The organism is Paenibacillus sp. FSL E2-0151 (genome assembly GCF_037993015.1).
In the GTDB taxonomy this organism is placed as follows: domain Bacteria; phylum Bacillota; class Bacilli; order Paenibacillales; family Paenibacillaceae; genus Paenibacillus; species Paenibacillus amylolyticus.
Genome location: NZ_CP150308.1, coordinates 3139858 through 3157899, shown reverse-complemented (window position 1 = coordinate 3157899; position 18042 = coordinate 3139858). Strand labels below are relative to the sequence as shown.

The 18042-nt window shown below is 44.5% G+C and carries 12 protein-coding genes; 3 read left to right on the top strand and 9 right to left on the bottom strand.

The features are described from left to right. Window positions 1–10: 10 nt before the first annotated feature. The 3 genes from MHI55_RS14450 to MHI55_RS14440 form a co-directional block, all read right to left on the bottom strand. Complete coding sequence (locus MHI55_RS14450; RefSeq protein ID WP_340390421.1) at window positions 11–1780, bottom strand: ABC transporter ATP-binding protein; 1770 nt, start codon at window positions 1778–1780, stop codon at window positions 11–13. Further along, a complete protein-coding gene (locus MHI55_RS14445; RefSeq protein ID WP_340390419.1) occupies window positions 1777–3522 on the bottom strand; it encodes an ABC transporter ATP-binding protein in 1746 nt (581 codons plus the stop codon). The genes MHI55_RS14450 and MHI55_RS14445 overlap by 4 nt, the downstream gene beginning before the upstream one ends. A 605-nt stretch (window positions 3523–4127) precedes the next feature. Next, window positions 4128–5363, bottom strand: coding sequence for an MFS transporter (locus tag MHI55_RS14440; RefSeq protein WP_340390417.1), 1236 nt, complete (start codon window positions 5361–5363; stop codon window positions 4128–4130). A gap of 367 nt (window positions 5364–5730) precedes the next feature. Here MHI55_RS14440 and MHI55_RS14435 point away from each other — a divergent pair, with 367 nt between their 5' ends. Beyond that, window positions 5731–7497, top strand: a complete 1767-nt coding sequence (locus tag MHI55_RS14435) for an ABC transporter substrate-binding protein (RefSeq protein ID WP_340390415.1) — start codon at window positions 5731–5733, stop codon at window positions 7495–7497. Between the two features lie 127 nt (window positions 7498–7624). Here the strand turns inward: MHI55_RS14435 and MHI55_RS14430 are convergent, their stop codons facing one another. Further along, window positions 7625–10252 (bottom strand): PAS domain S-box protein, encoded by a 2628-nt coding sequence (locus MHI55_RS14430; protein ID WP_340390413.1) that lies wholly within the window; start codon window positions 10250–10252, stop codon window positions 7625–7627. A gap of 266 nt (window positions 10253–10518) precedes the next feature. Next, a complete protein-coding gene (locus MHI55_RS14425; protein ID WP_340390411.1) occupies window positions 10519–12900 on the bottom strand; it encodes a polyprenyl synthetase family protein in 2382 nt (793 codons plus the stop codon). 42 nt (window positions 12901–12942) lie between these two features. Between MHI55_RS14425 and MHI55_RS14420 the strand changes: the two genes are divergently transcribed. Further along, complete coding sequence (locus tag MHI55_RS14420) at window positions 12943–13113, top strand: hypothetical protein (RefSeq protein ID WP_155985036.1); 171 nt, start codon at window positions 12943–12945, stop codon at window positions 13111–13113. Here the strand turns inward: MHI55_RS14420 and MHI55_RS14415 are convergent. The 3 genes from MHI55_RS14415 to MHI55_RS14405 form a co-directional block, all read right to left on the bottom strand. Beyond that, window positions 13088–13885, bottom strand: a complete 798-nt coding sequence (locus MHI55_RS14415; protein ID WP_339286696.1) for a sulfite exporter TauE/SafE family protein — start codon at window positions 13883–13885, stop codon at window positions 13088–13090. The genes MHI55_RS14420 and MHI55_RS14415 overlap by 26 nt on opposite strands. Window positions 13886–14372: 487 nt before the next feature. Next, window positions 14373–15128 carry an SDR family NAD(P)-dependent oxidoreductase gene (locus MHI55_RS14410; RefSeq protein ID WP_076318015.1) on the bottom strand — a complete coding sequence of 252 codons (756 nt, stop codon included), beginning with the start codon at window positions 15126–15128 and terminating at the stop codon, window positions 14373–14375. Window positions 15129–15453: 325 nt separating this feature from the next. After that, window positions 15454–15894 (bottom strand): DUF6376 family protein, encoded by a 441-nt coding sequence (locus MHI55_RS14405; RefSeq protein ID WP_124114481.1) that lies wholly within the window; start codon window positions 15892–15894, stop codon window positions 15454–15456. Window positions 15895–16065: 171 nt separating this feature from the next. On the opposite strand from MHI55_RS14405, the gene MHI55_RS14400 reads away from it, so the two are divergent. Continuing rightward, window positions 16066–17034 carry a bile acid:sodium symporter family protein gene (locus MHI55_RS14400; RefSeq protein WP_340390409.1) on the top strand — a complete coding sequence of 323 codons (969 nt, stop codon included), beginning with the start codon at window positions 16066–16068 and terminating at the stop codon, window positions 17032–17034. Between the two features lie 120 nt (window positions 17035–17154). Here the strand turns inward: MHI55_RS14400 and MHI55_RS14395 are convergent, their stop codons facing one another. Further along, complete coding sequence (locus tag MHI55_RS14395) at window positions 17155–18006, bottom strand: aldo/keto reductase (RefSeq protein WP_340390407.1); 852 nt, start codon at window positions 18004–18006, stop codon at window positions 17155–17157. Window positions 18007–18042 lie beyond the last annotated feature (36 nt).

Below are 18042 nucleotides of genomic sequence, written 5' to 3'. Positions count from 1 at the left end.
ATTTTTTAAGCTATCCAACTTTGGCGGGGGTTTGTTCCCCTTGCCACAACAGCTGCATCTCTTCATTGGTGGCAAGCAATTCGGCCAAACTTCCCTCGGCTTCAATGCGTCCATCTTTCATCACGATAATGTGATCTGCTTTGGAAAGTGCTGCCCTGCGGTGAGAAACTGCGATGCAGGTGACATCCGGCTCTTGGAACAGCCCTTCCCATACTTGTTGTTCTGTCTCCACATCCAGTGCACTGGACAGGTCATCAAAGATAAACAGGTCCGCCTCCGTCATTAACATGCGTCCTGTAGCCGCGCGCTGAATCTGCCCGCCTGACAGCATCACCCCTCTTGGACCAACCGGGGTCTCAAGCCCCTGATCCAGATGTTTGATATCCTTCTCCATCACAGCCAGACGAATGGCTTTTTCAAGGGCTTGCTCGGTGTTACCCTGTTTGCCTTGGACGATATTTTCTTTCAACGTATCACTGAACAATCTTGGCACTTGAGGGGTATACGCGGCTCTAGGCGGCATCAGGAATGTGGCTGGATCAACAGCCGCTCCATTCCAGTGAATCTCCCCTTTTTGTTTGGGTAAAAGTCCAAGAAGTGTGCGTACAAGTGTTGATTTACCTGATCCGATCCGTCCCGTAATCACAAGAAATTGTCCACGTTTCAGACGGAAACTGATCTCTTCTATGCCATTTGCAGAATTCGGATATTGATAAGTCAGCTTGTTCACCTCAAGAGATTGCAACTTCTCCTTAGGGTCCCTCTGTTCACTTACAAGCTCCGGCGGATCTTCATACAGATAGATTTCCCTCGAATCCATGATCCGGTCTTCTTCCCCTGGGCGGAATAGCTTACGCATACGATCATAGGATACCTTGAGCCTTTTGTGCTGAAACACCATATAACCAAACAGTGAAATGCTAAATCCGATATTGGCCAGATAACTGGTGAATAAGGCAAAATCACCTACGGTAAAGTTCCCTGCTTTCATCTCAGCTGCACACATCAGTAGAATCAATCCGGTACAGATACTTAGAACATGCTGATTCATTGATCTCATCCACTGCTTGAACAGATTGTCTCGAAGTGCAGCCTGGCGACGATCTTCATTCAACTGGTTGAAACGTGAAGAGACATTCTCTTCGGCCTGACCCAGTTTCAGGGCTTGCACGGCTCCAAACGTTTCCGCAATAAAACTGGTAATTCGCCCAGTCGATTCACGATTAACCTGTGCATACTTCCGAGCCCGATTTCCGGACAGATTGTTAAGTAAGGTCACAACCACCAATGGTAACACGGCAACCAATGTGATCTGCCAATTAATGTTTGCCATAATGACGATAGACACAACAGCAAATACAAGTCGTCCCCAGAAGTCCACCCATGATTCTACATACTCGACGACTTCATCGACATCATCCCGAAAGCGACTCATCGCCTCTCCTGGTGAAGCCGGAAGATTACGCCCAGGCCAGCGCATGATTGCTGCGAGCATGTTGGTTCGCAAAATCGCCTGAACATGATACAGATACGTAACCCATGCATAGAAGGCTACAAAAAATGTGCCCACCCGTGCCATTCGGACCAAAGCAATAAAGATAAGCGGCACAGCAAGCCACATGTAGTCATTAGAACCCGCTGTTGTGCGATCAAAAAACCACTGCATCCCAATACCAATAGCTAACGGCAAGGAATGAAATATACACCATAACAATCCGTTGATTATAAACAACAAAGGCCTGAATCGAAACAAACGGCCTATAAATCCTGCTACAGTCATGCCAATTCCTCCTCTCGGCCTGTAATGAGCAGTCTGGCATAGTGAGATGCCGGGTTACTGGCAAGTTCTTCTCTCGCTCCAAATTCCAGTACCTTCCCATCACCTAGCACCATAATCCGGTCCACTTTCTCCAGTGTAGCCAGTCGGTGAGCAATGATGACTCCGGTGGATCGTTTCATTAACTGATCAATTGCAGATTGCAGCATACCTTCGGTCGCGGCATCCAGACGTGACGACGGCTCATCCAGAATAACCAGACTCGGTTCGGTCAGGAATACGCGGGTTAGGGCAAATAACTGCGCTTCCCCTGCCGACAATGAAGCTCCACCTGCTGCCAGATACGTATCGAGTCCTTCTGGTTGTGAATTAATCCATTGGCTAAGTCCAAGGCGATCCGTCGTCTCCTTGATCATCTGATCCGATACATCTCCATTGAACAGGGTCAGATTGTCACGCAGCGTGCCATCAAACAGCTGTACATCCTGTGTCACCATGCCTACCCGGCGATAGAGTGCTTGTAACGAAAGCTTTGTGATATCCGTTCCACCTACACGGATCGTCCCCCGATCCAGATTGTACAGCCGGAGAAGAACACGACTAAGACTGGATTTACCGCTACCTGTGCGACCGATAATTCCTAGACGTTCTCCAGGTTTAATGGCAAAGGTAATGTCCTGCAATACCGGTTTATCCTGGTTATAACTGAAGTGCACCTGACTGAATTCCAGACCAAGAGGTCCTTCCGGCAATTGCTCCTCTGTACCCTCTTCAATCACACTTTGCATGGACAACAGCTCTCTGGAGCGCAGCATGCCTGATTTTGCTTTTTGAAACTCCTGCACCTGATCTCCAAGCATCTCAATCGGATCATTCAGCATCTGCGTATATTGGTAGATCAGAAATAATGTTCCGATACTCATTAGACCTTCCATATAATAATGCACACCTAGCAAAAGCACCGCAGTGACCGCTAGAGCGAACAGAACTACCGTGGTATTCCAAGGAATAACTCGTAACAGCCAGGCTTTTCTCCCCTTAAGGAATACCGTGCGCATCGTACGGTAAAAACGGTTCATCACATAGGGCACATGACCATTTGCTTGCACATCTTCAATTCCGGCAATACGTTCTTCAATTAATCCGAACAGAGAGGCACTTGCAGCCCGTTCATTTTTGGAAGAGTCCACGCCCAGATTTCGGATGAAGACCATGAACAGGATCGATAATAATGTGAACACGGTCATGACCAAAGCAATGGGTACATTAACACTGAACATGAATCCGAGAATTCCGGCCAGCAGCACAAAACTCCCGATCACTTGCACAATGAACATTGCGAAAAAATTGGAGATACTCGTTACGTCACCATCCACACGTTCAATCATCTCTCCAGGTGTTTTCACATTATGAAAACGCATATCGAGACGCAGACAGTGCTTCAGCAGATCTCCGCGCAGTTGATTCGTGGCCCGCCAGGCCACGTCGTTCCCCAAATAACTGACCGCTACCGTGATGAGTTGATTAAACACGGCAACAACCAGAAATATTCCTGCAAGCTGAACAAGATTGGTGAGGACTCCCCCACTTGCTGCTGTATCGATAAATCGTTTGATAATCTGTGGATTCAAGAGCTGAAGCCCCGTTGATGTGAGCAACATGATTAAAAGTAAGGCCAGCCGTCCTTTAACTGGTTTTAGATAGCGCAGCAGCCAAGACATGGAGCGTTTCTCTGTTTTGGGCACAGGTCCCACCTCTTTATCGGTTTATTTAATTGTTCTTGGCTATTCATATTTGTTGATGATCTTAACGACAGTAAAATTTGCGATCACTAGGATGAATCATACATAATGACATTAAAATCGGGATTTCCCGCCCATAATTGATATGTAGAACATATGTTGACCATTGTACATTCTCCTTTTTAACAAGTTAGTTTTTTATAAAATAACGCTCCAAACGCTCCTTTCCATGTGAACAAATTGGGTGGAATGCATGCAAAAAAGCCATAGATGAACTAATGTTCATCTACAGCTTGTAGCCAAAAGAGATCGAATGAAATGCAAAGCATTTCCCGTATCTCCTCTGCATCGCAATAATGATGAGCGTCCACGACAGAGGTGCACAAACATGACTGTCCCAACGCGATCATTGCAAAAAAAATTGGATTAATGTCACTATGCTCATGCGTATTCAGTTATCGATTCGAAATCTGTATAGGCATAAACATAATCATCATCCCACCCGTTTCACATATTTGTTGTTTATTGTATTCGCTGGACTAACATCCGTCAAGATAATTTTAACTGAATTGTTATTTAATTCATGCCATTAAACTTTTCAATTCTCGCTACATACTCAATGATGTAGGCTCTGTTTGTTTTTCTCTAACAACAAGACGTCGATGTGCGATCAGAAGAAAAGGTACTCCCAGGGCAGTCGTCAGTGCAATCGGTAGAAAAACAGCGAAACCATTCTCCGCTCCAAATTGACTTAACAACACCCCTCCCATGACAGGAGCAATGACACTACCGATATTATTGAAGCCGATAGTCCCGAAATACGTCCCTTTCCATTCCGGCTTTGCAATCCGGTCAATGAGCATATCCATCATGGTGAACAATAACACTTCCCCAATGGTAAATAGTATGACACTCATCATCATCATGAGTACACCTTCAGCGATTCCAACCATCATCAGACTGGTTGCGACCAGCAGGTTACCCACAATCAGAGGAACAAGCGGTGGGAAGTTTCGGAAGGTTCGCACAAGAGGATACTGAATAATCAGTACCGTTACGGCATTCAGGGAAAGCATGTACGAGAACATCTGGCTTCCATTCTCAAAGATCGGGCTTCTCGCCAAGTACTGTGCCAACGTAGAACTAAAGTGCCCGTAACCCAGAACGCAGAATGTGGTACCGATTAATACTGGCAGAAATACACGATCGCGACCGGTGGTCATGAGTGCTTCACGCAAACGTGGTGCGGTTGCCTGGTGACGCTCTGGCAGATTGGCATGCTGTAGCTTGAATTGCAGAAATAATACAAGTCCATAGGCTATGTATACCAAGCCGGAAATCACAAACGGAAACGTCGATTCAGATGATCCCAGCTGAAATCCGATAATTGGCCCAAAGACCACACCAAGATTAACTGCAGCATATCTGAGGTTGAACACCAGCAATTTGTTCTCCGGAGAAGTAATATCCGATAACAGTGCTCTGGAGGTGGGCTCAAATACTGCGCGGCATAATCCGTTTAACGTATTGGCAACAAAGAACACCCATAGATGCTCTGCTGCTGAAAAAATAAAAAACACACCTGCCCAGCTAAATACTGAGATTAACATCACGATTTTGCGCCCGATCCGGTCCGAAATATAACCTCCATAAAAGCTGACCATGACACCTGCCAGCGAGCTAACCGCCACAGTAATACCGGTCTGGGTCGGTGTAGCATCTAGTACACGTGTCAGATAGATGGATAGAAACGGGATACTCATTGACGTCACAAGACGTCCAAACATGGTTCCGATAATGATCGTCCATGCCAAGGGGTGAATTTGCCTTAAATATTGCTTCATGCGAAATTCTCCTATTCTTTCTAAGTGCTTCAAAAGCGAACTTTTTGAACAACCTCTACTAATTCGTGTTCAAAAAGTTCGGTTTTCAGTACCGAGAAGATGGGATTAAGCTAGAAATGGAGTAGCGGAGCGTAGGGAAAACTACGTGAGCAACTGCAATGTTTCCAAAGGAAACATACTTCGTAAGCCCCCACTCATTTCGGCTGAATTCCATATTCGATGCTGATGATGTCTTTAGGCATCTTTCGTAATCAAAAGCGGACTTTTTGAACAACTTCTACTAATGTATAATTGTAAAGATAAAAGGGGGAAGTAAAAGTGTAAACATATGATCACACTTTTCACCTTTAATAGAGGAGTCATGACCATGGATACCCTGCATACACACTTTATAAGGCTCGCCGGGGCCGAACAACTTTCATTCAAACTTTATGAACCTGTAGCGGTAACGATCGATAGCCTGTCCGCTGCCTTGTGCTGCACACCTCGCAATGTGAAATTCATTCTCAGAAAATTGGAGGAGCAAGGCTTCATCCACTGGCAACCCGGTCGTGGACGGGGACATCATTCGGAGTTAACGATGCTGCGTAGCATGAATGAAGCGTTGGAAGCGAGTTTTACCGAACTTTTGGGTAAAGGCAAAATGAAAGATGCCATTGAACTCATCGGAACCGTTCAGATGGATGATACATTGCGAGAACAGCTCATGCTCTCCCTTCATCAACAGATGGGATTTCACGGCCACGATGAAACTGCCTCTGGTCAGGATATCCTGCGCATCATGAGGTCACGCCAGTTAGGTGGTTTGGACCCAGCCTTTGTTTATACTGCATTTGAAACCTACCTATTAAGCCAGGTCTGTAATACATTGATCACTTATGACGCCAAGACAGAATCATTCCTGCCAGCACTGGCGCACATGTGGGAGTGTAGCGAGGACCATCGCTTATGGACCTTCTATCTTCGCAAAGGTGTACGTTTCCACAACGGCCGTATCATGACGTCCCGGGATGTGCAAGCGACGTTGCAACGATTGATTGATGTACATAGTCCCTCCATCTGGTTATATCGGGATATCGAACGTGCGGAAGTAGCTGGTGATTACTGTATCAAGTTTGTTCTACATCGTCCTAATCGGTTTTTCTTGCATCTGTTCAGTTGTATTCGGATGACAATCCTGCCCTACGATTACAATGTAGCCAATACATTGATAGGTACCGGTCCTTTTCAGATCTCTGAGCTGAATGAAGATGTGCTGGAGCTTACCGCTTTTGATGCGTACTACGGTATCCGACCACATCTGGATCAAGTGCATTTCTGGTTTGTGCCTGACCTGAGTCCAAATGATCGCTATTATGAGCTACCCGGTACAGATCGATTGAGTCTGGCAACAGGCTGTGATCAGACGAACAGTATCAATTATCCGGCGCTTGGTTGTCAGTATATGCTGTTCAATTTTCACAAGGAAGGCATCCATCATCATCCCTTATTTCGACAAGCCCTGCGTATCGTCTATGATTCGGTCGCACTTGTCCGAGATCTCGGCGGGAATCGGATTACACCTGCCAGCAGCTTTCTGCCTTGGAGAAGTGCAGCCCAAGACTGGACCGCTGCCTCTCTTGAGCATGCTCGTGAATTGTTGCATAACTGTGGGTACCAAGGTGAGACGATAACATTATCATATAAGCATAATAAAGATGCAGACGTTGCGGAGTGGTTTCAATGTCGTGCGCAGTCCATCGGAATGAACATCAGCATGCAGGCCGTTGTGGATTATTTCAACTCAGAGGAAACCACAAACGCACAATTGATTCTGGCTGAAGAGATACTGGAGGAAGATTGGCAGTACGGCATGATTCATTTTTTCAAAAACCTGTCCAACCATTTTCATATGTGTATGTCTCCTGCATTCCAGTCTCTATTGGATGACAAACTGGATCATTTTGCAAAGCTTCATCGGCCAGACCGTACTGCGCTCCTGGATGAAGCTGAATCCTTGCTACGTGATCACTGCTGGATCTTGCATGGCTGTCACATGAACAAGCAGGCTGAACTGGATCAGAGCATCTTCGGCATGCAGATCGCAGAATTCGGATATATGGACATCTCCAAATTGTGGATCAAAAATCCTTAGAGATTTGTCCTTAGTCGCATCTGTGGGATGCAGGATGGAGGACAAAATCATGGAACAGCAAAAAAAGCTGCTAGCCTATTTATGATAAGCTAGCAGCTTTTTACTCATGAATCCATTTGTAACGCGTTCAGAGATTATTTTTGATGTAATAGGTCTCCAATGCTTGCATAATGGACTCGATTTTGATCGGTTTGCTGACATACGCATCCATGCCTGCCTTCAAGCAGTTTTCCATGTCTCCTCTTACGGCATTTGCAGTTACCGCAATAATGAATGGACAACTCTCGGGGGGCAAAGCATTTTTAATCGCTTTTGTCGCTTCGAATCCATTAAGCCTTGGCATATGCACATCCATGAAGACAATATCATATGAAGTGTGTTTGACCGCCTCGACTGCCTCAACACCGTCCGCCACATGATCCACGAAATGCCCTTTTTTCTCAACGATCCTGCTAAGGACGAGTTGATTCACCTCATTGTCTTCTGCAATTAAAATCCGCAAGGCTGATGTTCTGCTCTTCTTCTGCTGTTGATCCAACCTGTTGCTCTCTTCACCGTTATTTAATTTAAATTGGGCGGTGAATATAAATATTGTACCCGGTTCATCCGATTCCTCGATCCAGATCTCACCCTGCATAAGCTCCACCAGTTTCTTGCTAATGGCAAGGCCAAGACCGGTACCTTGAGGTTTGCGGGTCATAAAATTCTCCAGTTGGTAGAAAGGTTCAAATAACTGTTGTTTCCTCTCAGCCGGAATGCCAATGCCCGAATCTTTTACCTGAAAATAAAGCTGCACGTTATTGCCGTACTGCTCCTTAACTCCCACTTTAACTTCTACGCCGCCTTCTGAAGTGAATTTGACCGCGTTGCCAATGATATTGGTAAGTACCTGTTTAAGACGATAAGCATCACCATACACCGGAGTTGGAATAACATCTTCTACGCACATGCGAACATCCAGCTTCTTTTCACGAGCCAGTGGTCTTACGATTTGCACCGTCTCGGTCACGATCTCTACGAGATCAAAAGGATCTTCTACCAGATCGGTTTTGCCTGATTCGATTTTGGAAAAATCAAGAATATCATTAATGATGGCCAGCAAGGAATCTCCACTCTTCTGGATGATTTCGATATATTCCTTTTGTTCCCCGCTAAGTCCAGGAGTATCCAAAAGCAAATCCGTCATCCCAATTACACCGTTCATAGGTGTGCGGATTTCATGACTCATCATCGCCAAAAATTCACTTTTGGCCTTATTCATTCTCTCCGCTGTCTCTTTGGCTACCAGCAGTTTTTTCTGCTCCGTAATATCCTTGGCAATCAGGTAAAACCCGACATTGGATGTATTAATAATAATTGGAGCAAGCGTAGCCAAGACTTCTGTCTCAGATCCATCCGTGTGCCGAACAGCGTTGATCTCCTTTTCAGCCATCTCATAATCACTGCCCAGAATCAGACCCAGATTACTGGCTCCGATAAATCTGCTTATGCTTGTACCGATCATTTCAGCCACGGGACAACCCGTCATTTTCACCGCTACTGGATTTGCATTCATAATATTACCATCCATGTTAAACGAAATAATGGCGTCATGATTGTATTTCTTAAGCGAAGTGTATCGCTCCACAGATTCCTGCAATTTAAATTCGATGCGTTTGCGTTCAGTGATATCCTGTAGTGTTCCGTTCAGCTGAACTGGGTGACCATGCTCATCAAGCGTAATTAATCCACGCAAGTGAAGATACTTCTCATTCCCATCAGAGCTGATGTGTTTGTATTCAAAATCGAGCGGTTCACCCTGTTTTACCCCTGCAATATGTTTTTGTAAAGAGGTTATATCTTCGGCATCCATAACATCAAAAACATCACTTATACGATATGGTTTGCAGGTGCGTTCAAGTTCAAAAATCTCAAAGATCTGATCTGAAAATGTAATATGGTCTAAGACCATATCCCATTCCCAACTACCAATCAAGGCGATACGTTCAGCCTCTGCACTGATATCCTTTTGTTTTTTTCGCTCTGATATATCTCGTCCAATTGTAAAAATCTGCTGTTCATGCTCCGCATCACCAAAGACCTTGTATGTGGTTTCAAACCAAAGATAATGCCCGTCTTTATGGCGGACTCTAATATTCAACAGATTACCTTTAGTCAAATCCATCTGTGAGATCCGTTCCAGATCTTGTGGGTGAAAGGACGCATTATTGTTTTGGCCAATGACTTCTTCCGGGGAATAACCTAATATTTGTTGGACTGACGGTGAGCAGAACCGACAAACTCCCTCTGAATCGGCAATATAGATGATCTCCTGAGCATGATCCGTAATAAGTTTGAACATTTCTTCACGATGGAGAAGTTTTTGTTCAGACAGTTTACGATTGGAAATATCAACAATATGGCAAACGGAATAAAGAGGTTCATCCGTAATTTCGTTTCGAACCAAGGAAACATGTATTGAACACCATAAGATGTCACCATTTTTATTAATGTAACGTTTTTCGTATTGATTTTCTTTTGATTTACCTTCAAATAGCTCATAACTACAGATCATATCTTGTGAGAAATCATCCGGATGTGTAATATCCTGATACGTGAGATTCATTAATTCATCACTTGTATAACCTAGCATACAGCAAAAAGCAGGGTTCACTTTCATCCATTGCCCTGTTGGAGCAACGAGTGCAATCCCAATAGGTGCTTGGTTATAGATCTGCTCGAACAATTCATGATGATCGACCTTTTGAACCTGCATTGTAAGTTCTCCTTTTGGCATAGACTCCATGTAAATTTTGTCGAATCTAAAATTTTTACTGATATAAGATGTTCTATAAAAATTAGTCAGTTTTAAAACAACAGTACCTGCTTAATACCCAGAATTTCAACCGTTGAAACAAATCTTTTAAGAGATTTGTGTCTTTAAACCAAACAAGGCCCGGAATCCATCCACATGGAATCCCGAACTTTGTCATTATATATCATTATGAGTCATATGCAACACGGAATCATTAGAAAAATGGGTTAGCGCTCGCGACCAATAAGATAATCCAATAAATGTCTCAAAAATGGAATAGGTTTCGGCATCTCGTTCAATGCATCTGTAGCAAGACAATAATGCTCCCACATCGCTTTCTTCGCGCCTTCATCACCCAGAATAGACACAAAGGTTGAATTGTTGTTCCGCTCATCCTGACCTGCAGGTTTCCCAAGAATGAGGTGATTCCCCTCGAAATCCAGCAAGTCGTCCTTGATCTGGAAGGCGATCCCCGCATGATAAGCGAACTTTTTCAGCGCAGCCATCTCCGGTTCCTTCACTTGGGCAAGTATCGCTGGCATGACCAGGGCAGCTTCGAAGGCAATGCCAGTTTTGTAAAAACAGATCATGTTCAACTGCTCCAGCGTCAATGCCTTGCCTTTGGAATTCAGATCCATGGCCTGCCCCATACACATATCCTCTGCTTTTTCAGCCGAATACTGGATGAGTCTGAGCACGGTCGCCGCATCAAAACGATTCAATGAGGATTGCTCTCCAATCGCCTTCTGGATAAGAAATAGACCGGTTAGCTCTGCTGTGGCACTATTGTGCACATGGTGCAGCGTTGAACGTCCACGTCTTGTCGAAGCATTATCCTGCGTAGGCAGATCATCAAAGATCAGGGAAGCGGTATGCATGTACTCCAATGATCTTAGCAGCGGAACGATGGATGATTCATGAAGACCATACTCGCGCACGCCCATAACCCAAGTTAATATCGGACGTAACCTTTTTCCGTCGCCTTGCAAACTGTAATTGGCTGCATCGATCAGCGTTTCTTTCATCTCATGAAGGCCACCGGGCTTCGCAATCTGCAACTCCACATTAATCTGTTCGCGAACCGTTCGAATGGTCTGTTTGAACTCCTCTTTCTCCTGCTTGTCATTTTTCAATTGAAGCACAACCTGATCCCGTAACAATTTATCAAGGAAATCAACGTCATCTGCTTTTCGCACCATCTGTTGAACCAGTTGATTGAATTCAGGCTGCCCAGAGGCAAAGATCGTCATCACTTCATCATATTTTTGCTGCCCCAACCGTTCTTTACAACGCTTCAGCCCGTTAATGGCACGATCCAGTATGACCTCACGGGTCTTGGCATCCGAGTTGTAAACATCATGGATTAGATGAGAGATGACTGCCCAATACAATTCATATGGATTAATCAAATCGGGACGCAAATCTCGATACTTCAAATAGTACGTATATGGAGTTACTGCCCCTTCTTCCATATCGTCAAACATATCGGCAAAATCATCAGCCAACTGATTATATATCCCGTAATAGAATGTTCGCAGATCAAATCCTTCATCCACCGGTGCACTGAGAACAGACCGGACGATTAATCGGGAAGAAGAAGATTTGATAATAATCGGAATGTACAGTTCTTCATTGCTATAATTCGCATTGGCTAATTTCTTGTTGCGATCGATCTCCTGAGACTGAAAGAACACATAGGATTGCTCTAAAAACGTGCGCTGTTTCTCTGGATGCTGGTAGTTCTTGATGTACTCAAATGCTTCCCGAAGCTCGGAATGTACATATTCAATTACTTCAAGATTGCTGCCTTTCCAATCTCCCAGATCAGGTACGACCCCGGTAAGAAGTGCATCGCGTATCATCAGGGAATATTGTTCTTTTTCTTGAACAGTCAAAGCTTGAGAATCCAGCAGATCATCCACAAATGGATACGTCAAACCGTACGAATAACCAAGTCGGATCGCCGCATCAAATCTCCGGGCACGTTCTTCAGGTGGTGTCTGCTCATTCATCTCATCGTCCACATGAAGGACCACGCCAAGAATGATCTTGATGAGCTTCCGTTGCGCCTGCTCTGCATCCAGCTCCTTCGGGATGTTGGATGCTACATTCTTTAATTTGTTCATCACCCAGATGACAGCCGTTTCAATGTGCTCCTTCTGTCCCCACCGGTACAACGCAGCCAGACTGATATAATCAGGCTGTCCTTTTCGCCCAGTAGCTGAGTCCATAAAGTATTTTTTAGTATTCTGGACAACGTTCTGAATTCGGGCCTGCGTACCCGGAGAATCAAGGGCTTGCCCCAGATCCCGCATATAAATATAGGAGATACTCCGATCCAGGTAATCATCCAGCTTTCCTGTCGTATTCAGCCAGTGGATATATCTATGAACATCCCGGGGATCCGGTTTTCTTTTGCTAGGTGATAAAAGAGAAAGCCAGGCAAAACGATGAATATGTTTCCTTTGCCATACATGAATATCTTGGGTAAGTGCTGTTGTATACGTATTATCCATAAGTTGCTGCCTAAGAGAAGTAAAATACTGAGATGCTTTCTGCTCAGCTAGCCGATATCCTGCATCAGCCTGTTCTGTAAGTACGTTATTCATAGGGTGGATACCTCAAATTCTATTAATGTTAAACATGTATCCATGAAAGGAGATGAGGTGCTCCATGGACGAAAACTGAACTCATTTGATCGTGTATCCAACGCTTCAGCTCATGTTCATAACCTTTATACGGCGATCCAACCGTTTGGTTACGAAATCGTCATTGTTCATTCCCATATACGTGATTTTACAGAATGGATGACCAGACTTTAACCGCTGTGATGGCGATAAGTACGATTAATGCATATCGAAGTACCCTCACATTAATCATCGAACTAACCCGTGAACCAAGGGATGCCCCGAGCAGACTGCCGATCACCGTATAGATGATGGGTTCTATCGGAATTTCTCCACCCGTAATTTTCCCTATAACGCCGCCGATTGCGGAGATAAATACAATCGCCAGTGAAGAAGCAATCGTCGTTCGTACGGGGATGTTGAGAATCGTCAGCATGATAGGAATAAGGATAAAGGCACCACCCGCACCAACAATTCCTGATACAATGCCTACTGCAAAAGCAGTGCCTGCTGCAATCCATCGGTTAAACACCAGTGGAGCTGAGGTATCAAGCTTTCCCTTTCCGGGAATCAGCATAAGCACAATCGCCATGATCGCCAGAATGCCATAGATCAGATTAATAACCCTTCCGTCCAGATGACCGGATATGAACCCGCCGATCAGACTGCCAGCAAGAATGCTGGAGCCCATGTATAGCACCAAACCTCGGTGAACGATCGCCCCACCGCTTCTACCCGTTTTTACTTTTCTGCGGAATGCAATCACACCAGCAAGTGAAGCGAAAAACACTTGAAACATACTAATCGACGATACCTGATGTGCTGAGAACGGCTCCAATCCCACCCAGGATGGAACATATAACAGTAGCGGATAATTGATAATGGCCCCACCAATACCCAACAAACCGGAGAAGAATGAACCGACCAGACCCAGTATAAACATGATGACAAAAAGCAGAAGATCCATCGGTTATGCGCTTCCTTTCGTGCAATATAAATCTCATTTCGATATCACTCAAAAGTGCTATACACAGCGAATATTATCCGTTATAATAAAAACCAAGTAAATTAATCCGAAATGAGTGATTAAGCATGTTTAACGTGTTGAAGACTCTTTTTGAAAATAAATGTCCACAGTGCAATGAAAAATTACAAGTTCATAACGATGCGTTATGCTCGACCAAAACTTGTTCTCAATGTAATTACAAAGAAGAGAGTTATGGCTCTCTCGGAGTTCGAATTGTATATGACACCACAAAATGATAAAAAGCTATAACCTTGTTAATTGTATCACGATCTCTGAAATTTCGGGATGATTCGACAAACTTATTTCCCTCTCATATGCCTCGATTACTTTATAATGAAAATACAAAAACGGTGCAAAACGAATAAATCGTTCTGCACCGTTTTTTTCTGTTTTTTTGAGATAAGTTCTCTTAATTTTAGTAGGTTTCTTATTTGGTTTTGAAGCTGAGGAATCCATCATCTACGGCTACGGTTGTACCGTTCACTGCGCTTGCTGCATCACTGAACAGGAATGTAACCACACTGGCTACTTTCTCCGGTTGAATGAGCTCTCCACGCATATGTTGAGTAGCAAGCGCATCCTTCATGGCTTGGTCATCACCCAGAATCGGTGTTTCGATAAAGCCAGGTGCTACACCAACTACACGAATTCCATGCTCAGCTAGTTCCAATGCACCGGATTTGGACATCATAACAACAGCAGCCTTGGCTGCGTTGTAGTTGAAGCTACCTACTGCAGCAACGCTTCCATAGATCGAAGCTGTATTTACAATAGTACCTTGTACATTTAATTCAACCATTTTTTTCGCGCCATAATACATACCGTAGTATACACTGTGCTGATCTACATCAATGACTCTGTGATAGGATTCCGGGTCCATCTCCAGAAATGGCTTCACAAGTCCAATACCTGCGTTATTGAAAATACCGCTTAACGTACCATATTGCTCTACGGTCCAGTCGATCAGGGCTTTGATCTCGTCCCCTTTGGATACATCCACTTTGTACGCGCCCGCTGTTCCGCCTGCTGTTTCAATCTCTGCCGCAAGCTTCTTCGCTCCGTCTTCATTGTAGTCAGCGACAACAATAGTCGCACCTTGATCCGAAAGTTGAAGTGCTGTCTCTTTACCAATACCACTTGCTCCACCTGTAATAATGATTACTTTTCCATTGTGTTGAGTCATGACTCAGCTCTCCTTTGGCAAAATATATTTAAGGGCAGTTCAAAACTTATAGTAAGTAACTATATTTTATTAACTTATATACTTATCATACGCCTCTGTCCCAACCTTGTCAAACCATAGATCAGCTTCACATAAATATGAGATAAATGTCATATACATCTCCTATTTACATGATATAGTCTAGCTCCTGTGATTTTAAATATGCATGAGTTTTCGGATAATAAAAAAGCGAGCATAACGGTAATTCAATCATTCCGATATCTCGCCCTTATAAAATATGAGAATTTCAAACTGTGTTGTCTTCCATATTGAAAATTAATTCAACCTATTCACCCTGAAGTCCGCTTAGCGGATCTTTCAAATTATTGATGTTCGTAATCAGTTCAGGAATGCCTGTCTTCTCCCAATTTTCTGCCGTAAAACCTTGCTCTGCAATTGTATTCTCGAAATTGTCCACGACTTCTGTTAATTGAGTATTGTAACTAACCAGATTTTCATGAATGCTCTCTCCTATTGCAGGAGCAGTCAACTGAGAAAATTCACTTGCTTCTGCTTGGATCAGATCGATTTTCTCCTGAATCTGCGTTGTAATCTCCGGATTATTCACCGCACCCGATGCGAGCTCTTGCAGATCAGCCCCGGCGTTTGATACCTGTTCTATATAATCAGTAGCCCCACTCACATAATTTAAACTTTGATTAGCTTGTTCCACGACAGAACAGGCCGAAATCAAAAGAATACTTGATGCAATAAGGCCTGTCATCATTAATGTGTGCTTTCTTTTTCTTATGAACATGATCATCTCCCCTTCTCCTAATCGGAATCCTTGTTCCAAGTCCATGATACCTGTTCAGACTGCTTCATTGCAAATGGGTCTGCAGCCAACGTTATTAAGATGTATAATAGTAAAATCACACGGTAAAGGGATGTCATGATTATGCTTCAAGCCTTGAACCAACGCTTGAACCGCATCATGCCACTGATTACCCCAATCAGCATTATTATTGGCGTGTTATGCGGGAGTTTTCTTTCTTCTTATACCTTTTTATCCCCTTGGCTTTTTGCGTTCATGACGTTCGCTGGAAGTATCAGTCTTGGGATACGGGATTTTGTGAACGTGCTGAAAAAGCCGTTCCCCCTGTTTGTATGTCTGTTTATTTTGCATTTGGCGATGCCTCTAATTGCTCTCGGTATGGGTCATCTGGTTTTCCCTACAGATGCGTACACCATAACGGGCCTTGTTCTGGCAGCCGTGATTCCGACAGGAATAAGCAGCTTCATCTGGGTCAGTATCTATCGGGGCAATATCGCACTTACGCTATCCATCATCCTGATTGATACCATGCTTGCTCCTTTCGTAGTGCCCGGGGTGTTGTCCCTGTTAATCGGCACCAGTGTTACACTGGACACGGCAGCCATGATGAGCAGTCTGTTCTGGATGATTGTTGTACCATCCCTGCTCGGTATGCTGCTGAATGAGTGGACAAAAGGCGCCATTGTCCCAGTCTGGGGACCAAGGTTGAATCCGTTATCCAAATTGTTCATGGCATCTGTCGTTGCGATTAACGGATCTGTCGTTGCGCCCTACTTGGCTGATTTCAACTGGAAGTTGGCTGGTCTTGCGGTCATCATTATTTTACTGGCATCATTCGGTTATGCGCTAAGTTACTTCATCGCCCGATTGCTAGGCTGGAACGAGGCCGATCAGGTCGCTCTGGTGTTCAATGGAGGTATGCGTAATATCAGCGCAGGTGCAGTACTCGCTGTTTCGTATTTTCCGCCACCTGTTGCTGTCCCCGTCGTGCTTGGCATGGTATTTCAACAGATGCTCGCTTCCCTGACAGGTTATCTGCTCGGTCGTCGATCGCAGCTTCTGCAAAAGTCGGATAAGACATCCGCTGCCTAACAAAATATTGGATGATAAAAAAACGCCGACATGATTGTCGGCGTTTTGCATTGGATTGCTTTTATTACTACAAGTGCTACGATAATGCTACGTTTCGTAAACCTAGCAATCAGTTCTTGGCTACAAATCCACTTTCATATTGCCCAGCATCTTGGCAACTTCAGGATTATCAATCTTCATGAATAGACTTTCCTTGGTATCCAGTGTGGAAATGGTTGCAGTCTCTTCCGGGCTTAGTACAAAGTCGAAAATATCGAAGTTCTCGATAAGCCGCTCTTTGCGTACTGATTTTGGAATAACAACAACATCCCGCTGCACAAGCCAGCGCAGTACAACCTGGGCGACGGATTTGTTATGTTTCTCGGCAATGGAAACCAAGACTTCGTTGCTGAATAAATTGTTGCGACCTTCGGCGAACGGGGACCATGACTGGTGCTGTATCCCCTGTTCTTTCATGAAAACAGCGCTGTCGACCTGCTGTTGAAACGGATGCGTTTCGATCTGATTGATGACAGGCACAACTTCGTTGTGGACGATGAGGTCCATCAGGCGGTCAGGTAGGAAGTTACTGACACCAATAGCCCTGATCTTGCCCTCACGGTATAGTTCTTCCATCGCATGCCATGCGCCGTAGTAATCCCCAAACGGCATGTGAATAAGGTACATATCCAGATAATCGAGCTGCAGCTTACTTAACGATTTGGCAAACGCCCGTTTGGCACTTTCGTATCCTGCATCCTGAATCCAAAGCTTTGTCGTGATGAAAAGTTCTTCCCGCGCTATGCCACTGCGTTTAATTGCACGTCCAACCGCTTCTTCGTTTAGGTAACCGGCAGCGGTATCAATTAGGCGGTAACCGGCCTTCAGCGCCTCATATACCGTGTTCTCACATTCATCAGCATCGGGAACCTGGTAGACACCAAAGCCAATAATCGGCATTTTCACTCCATTGTTCAAGGTTACAGTTTGCATATTCAATTCCTCCTATGGTCCAATTGTGAATCGCAA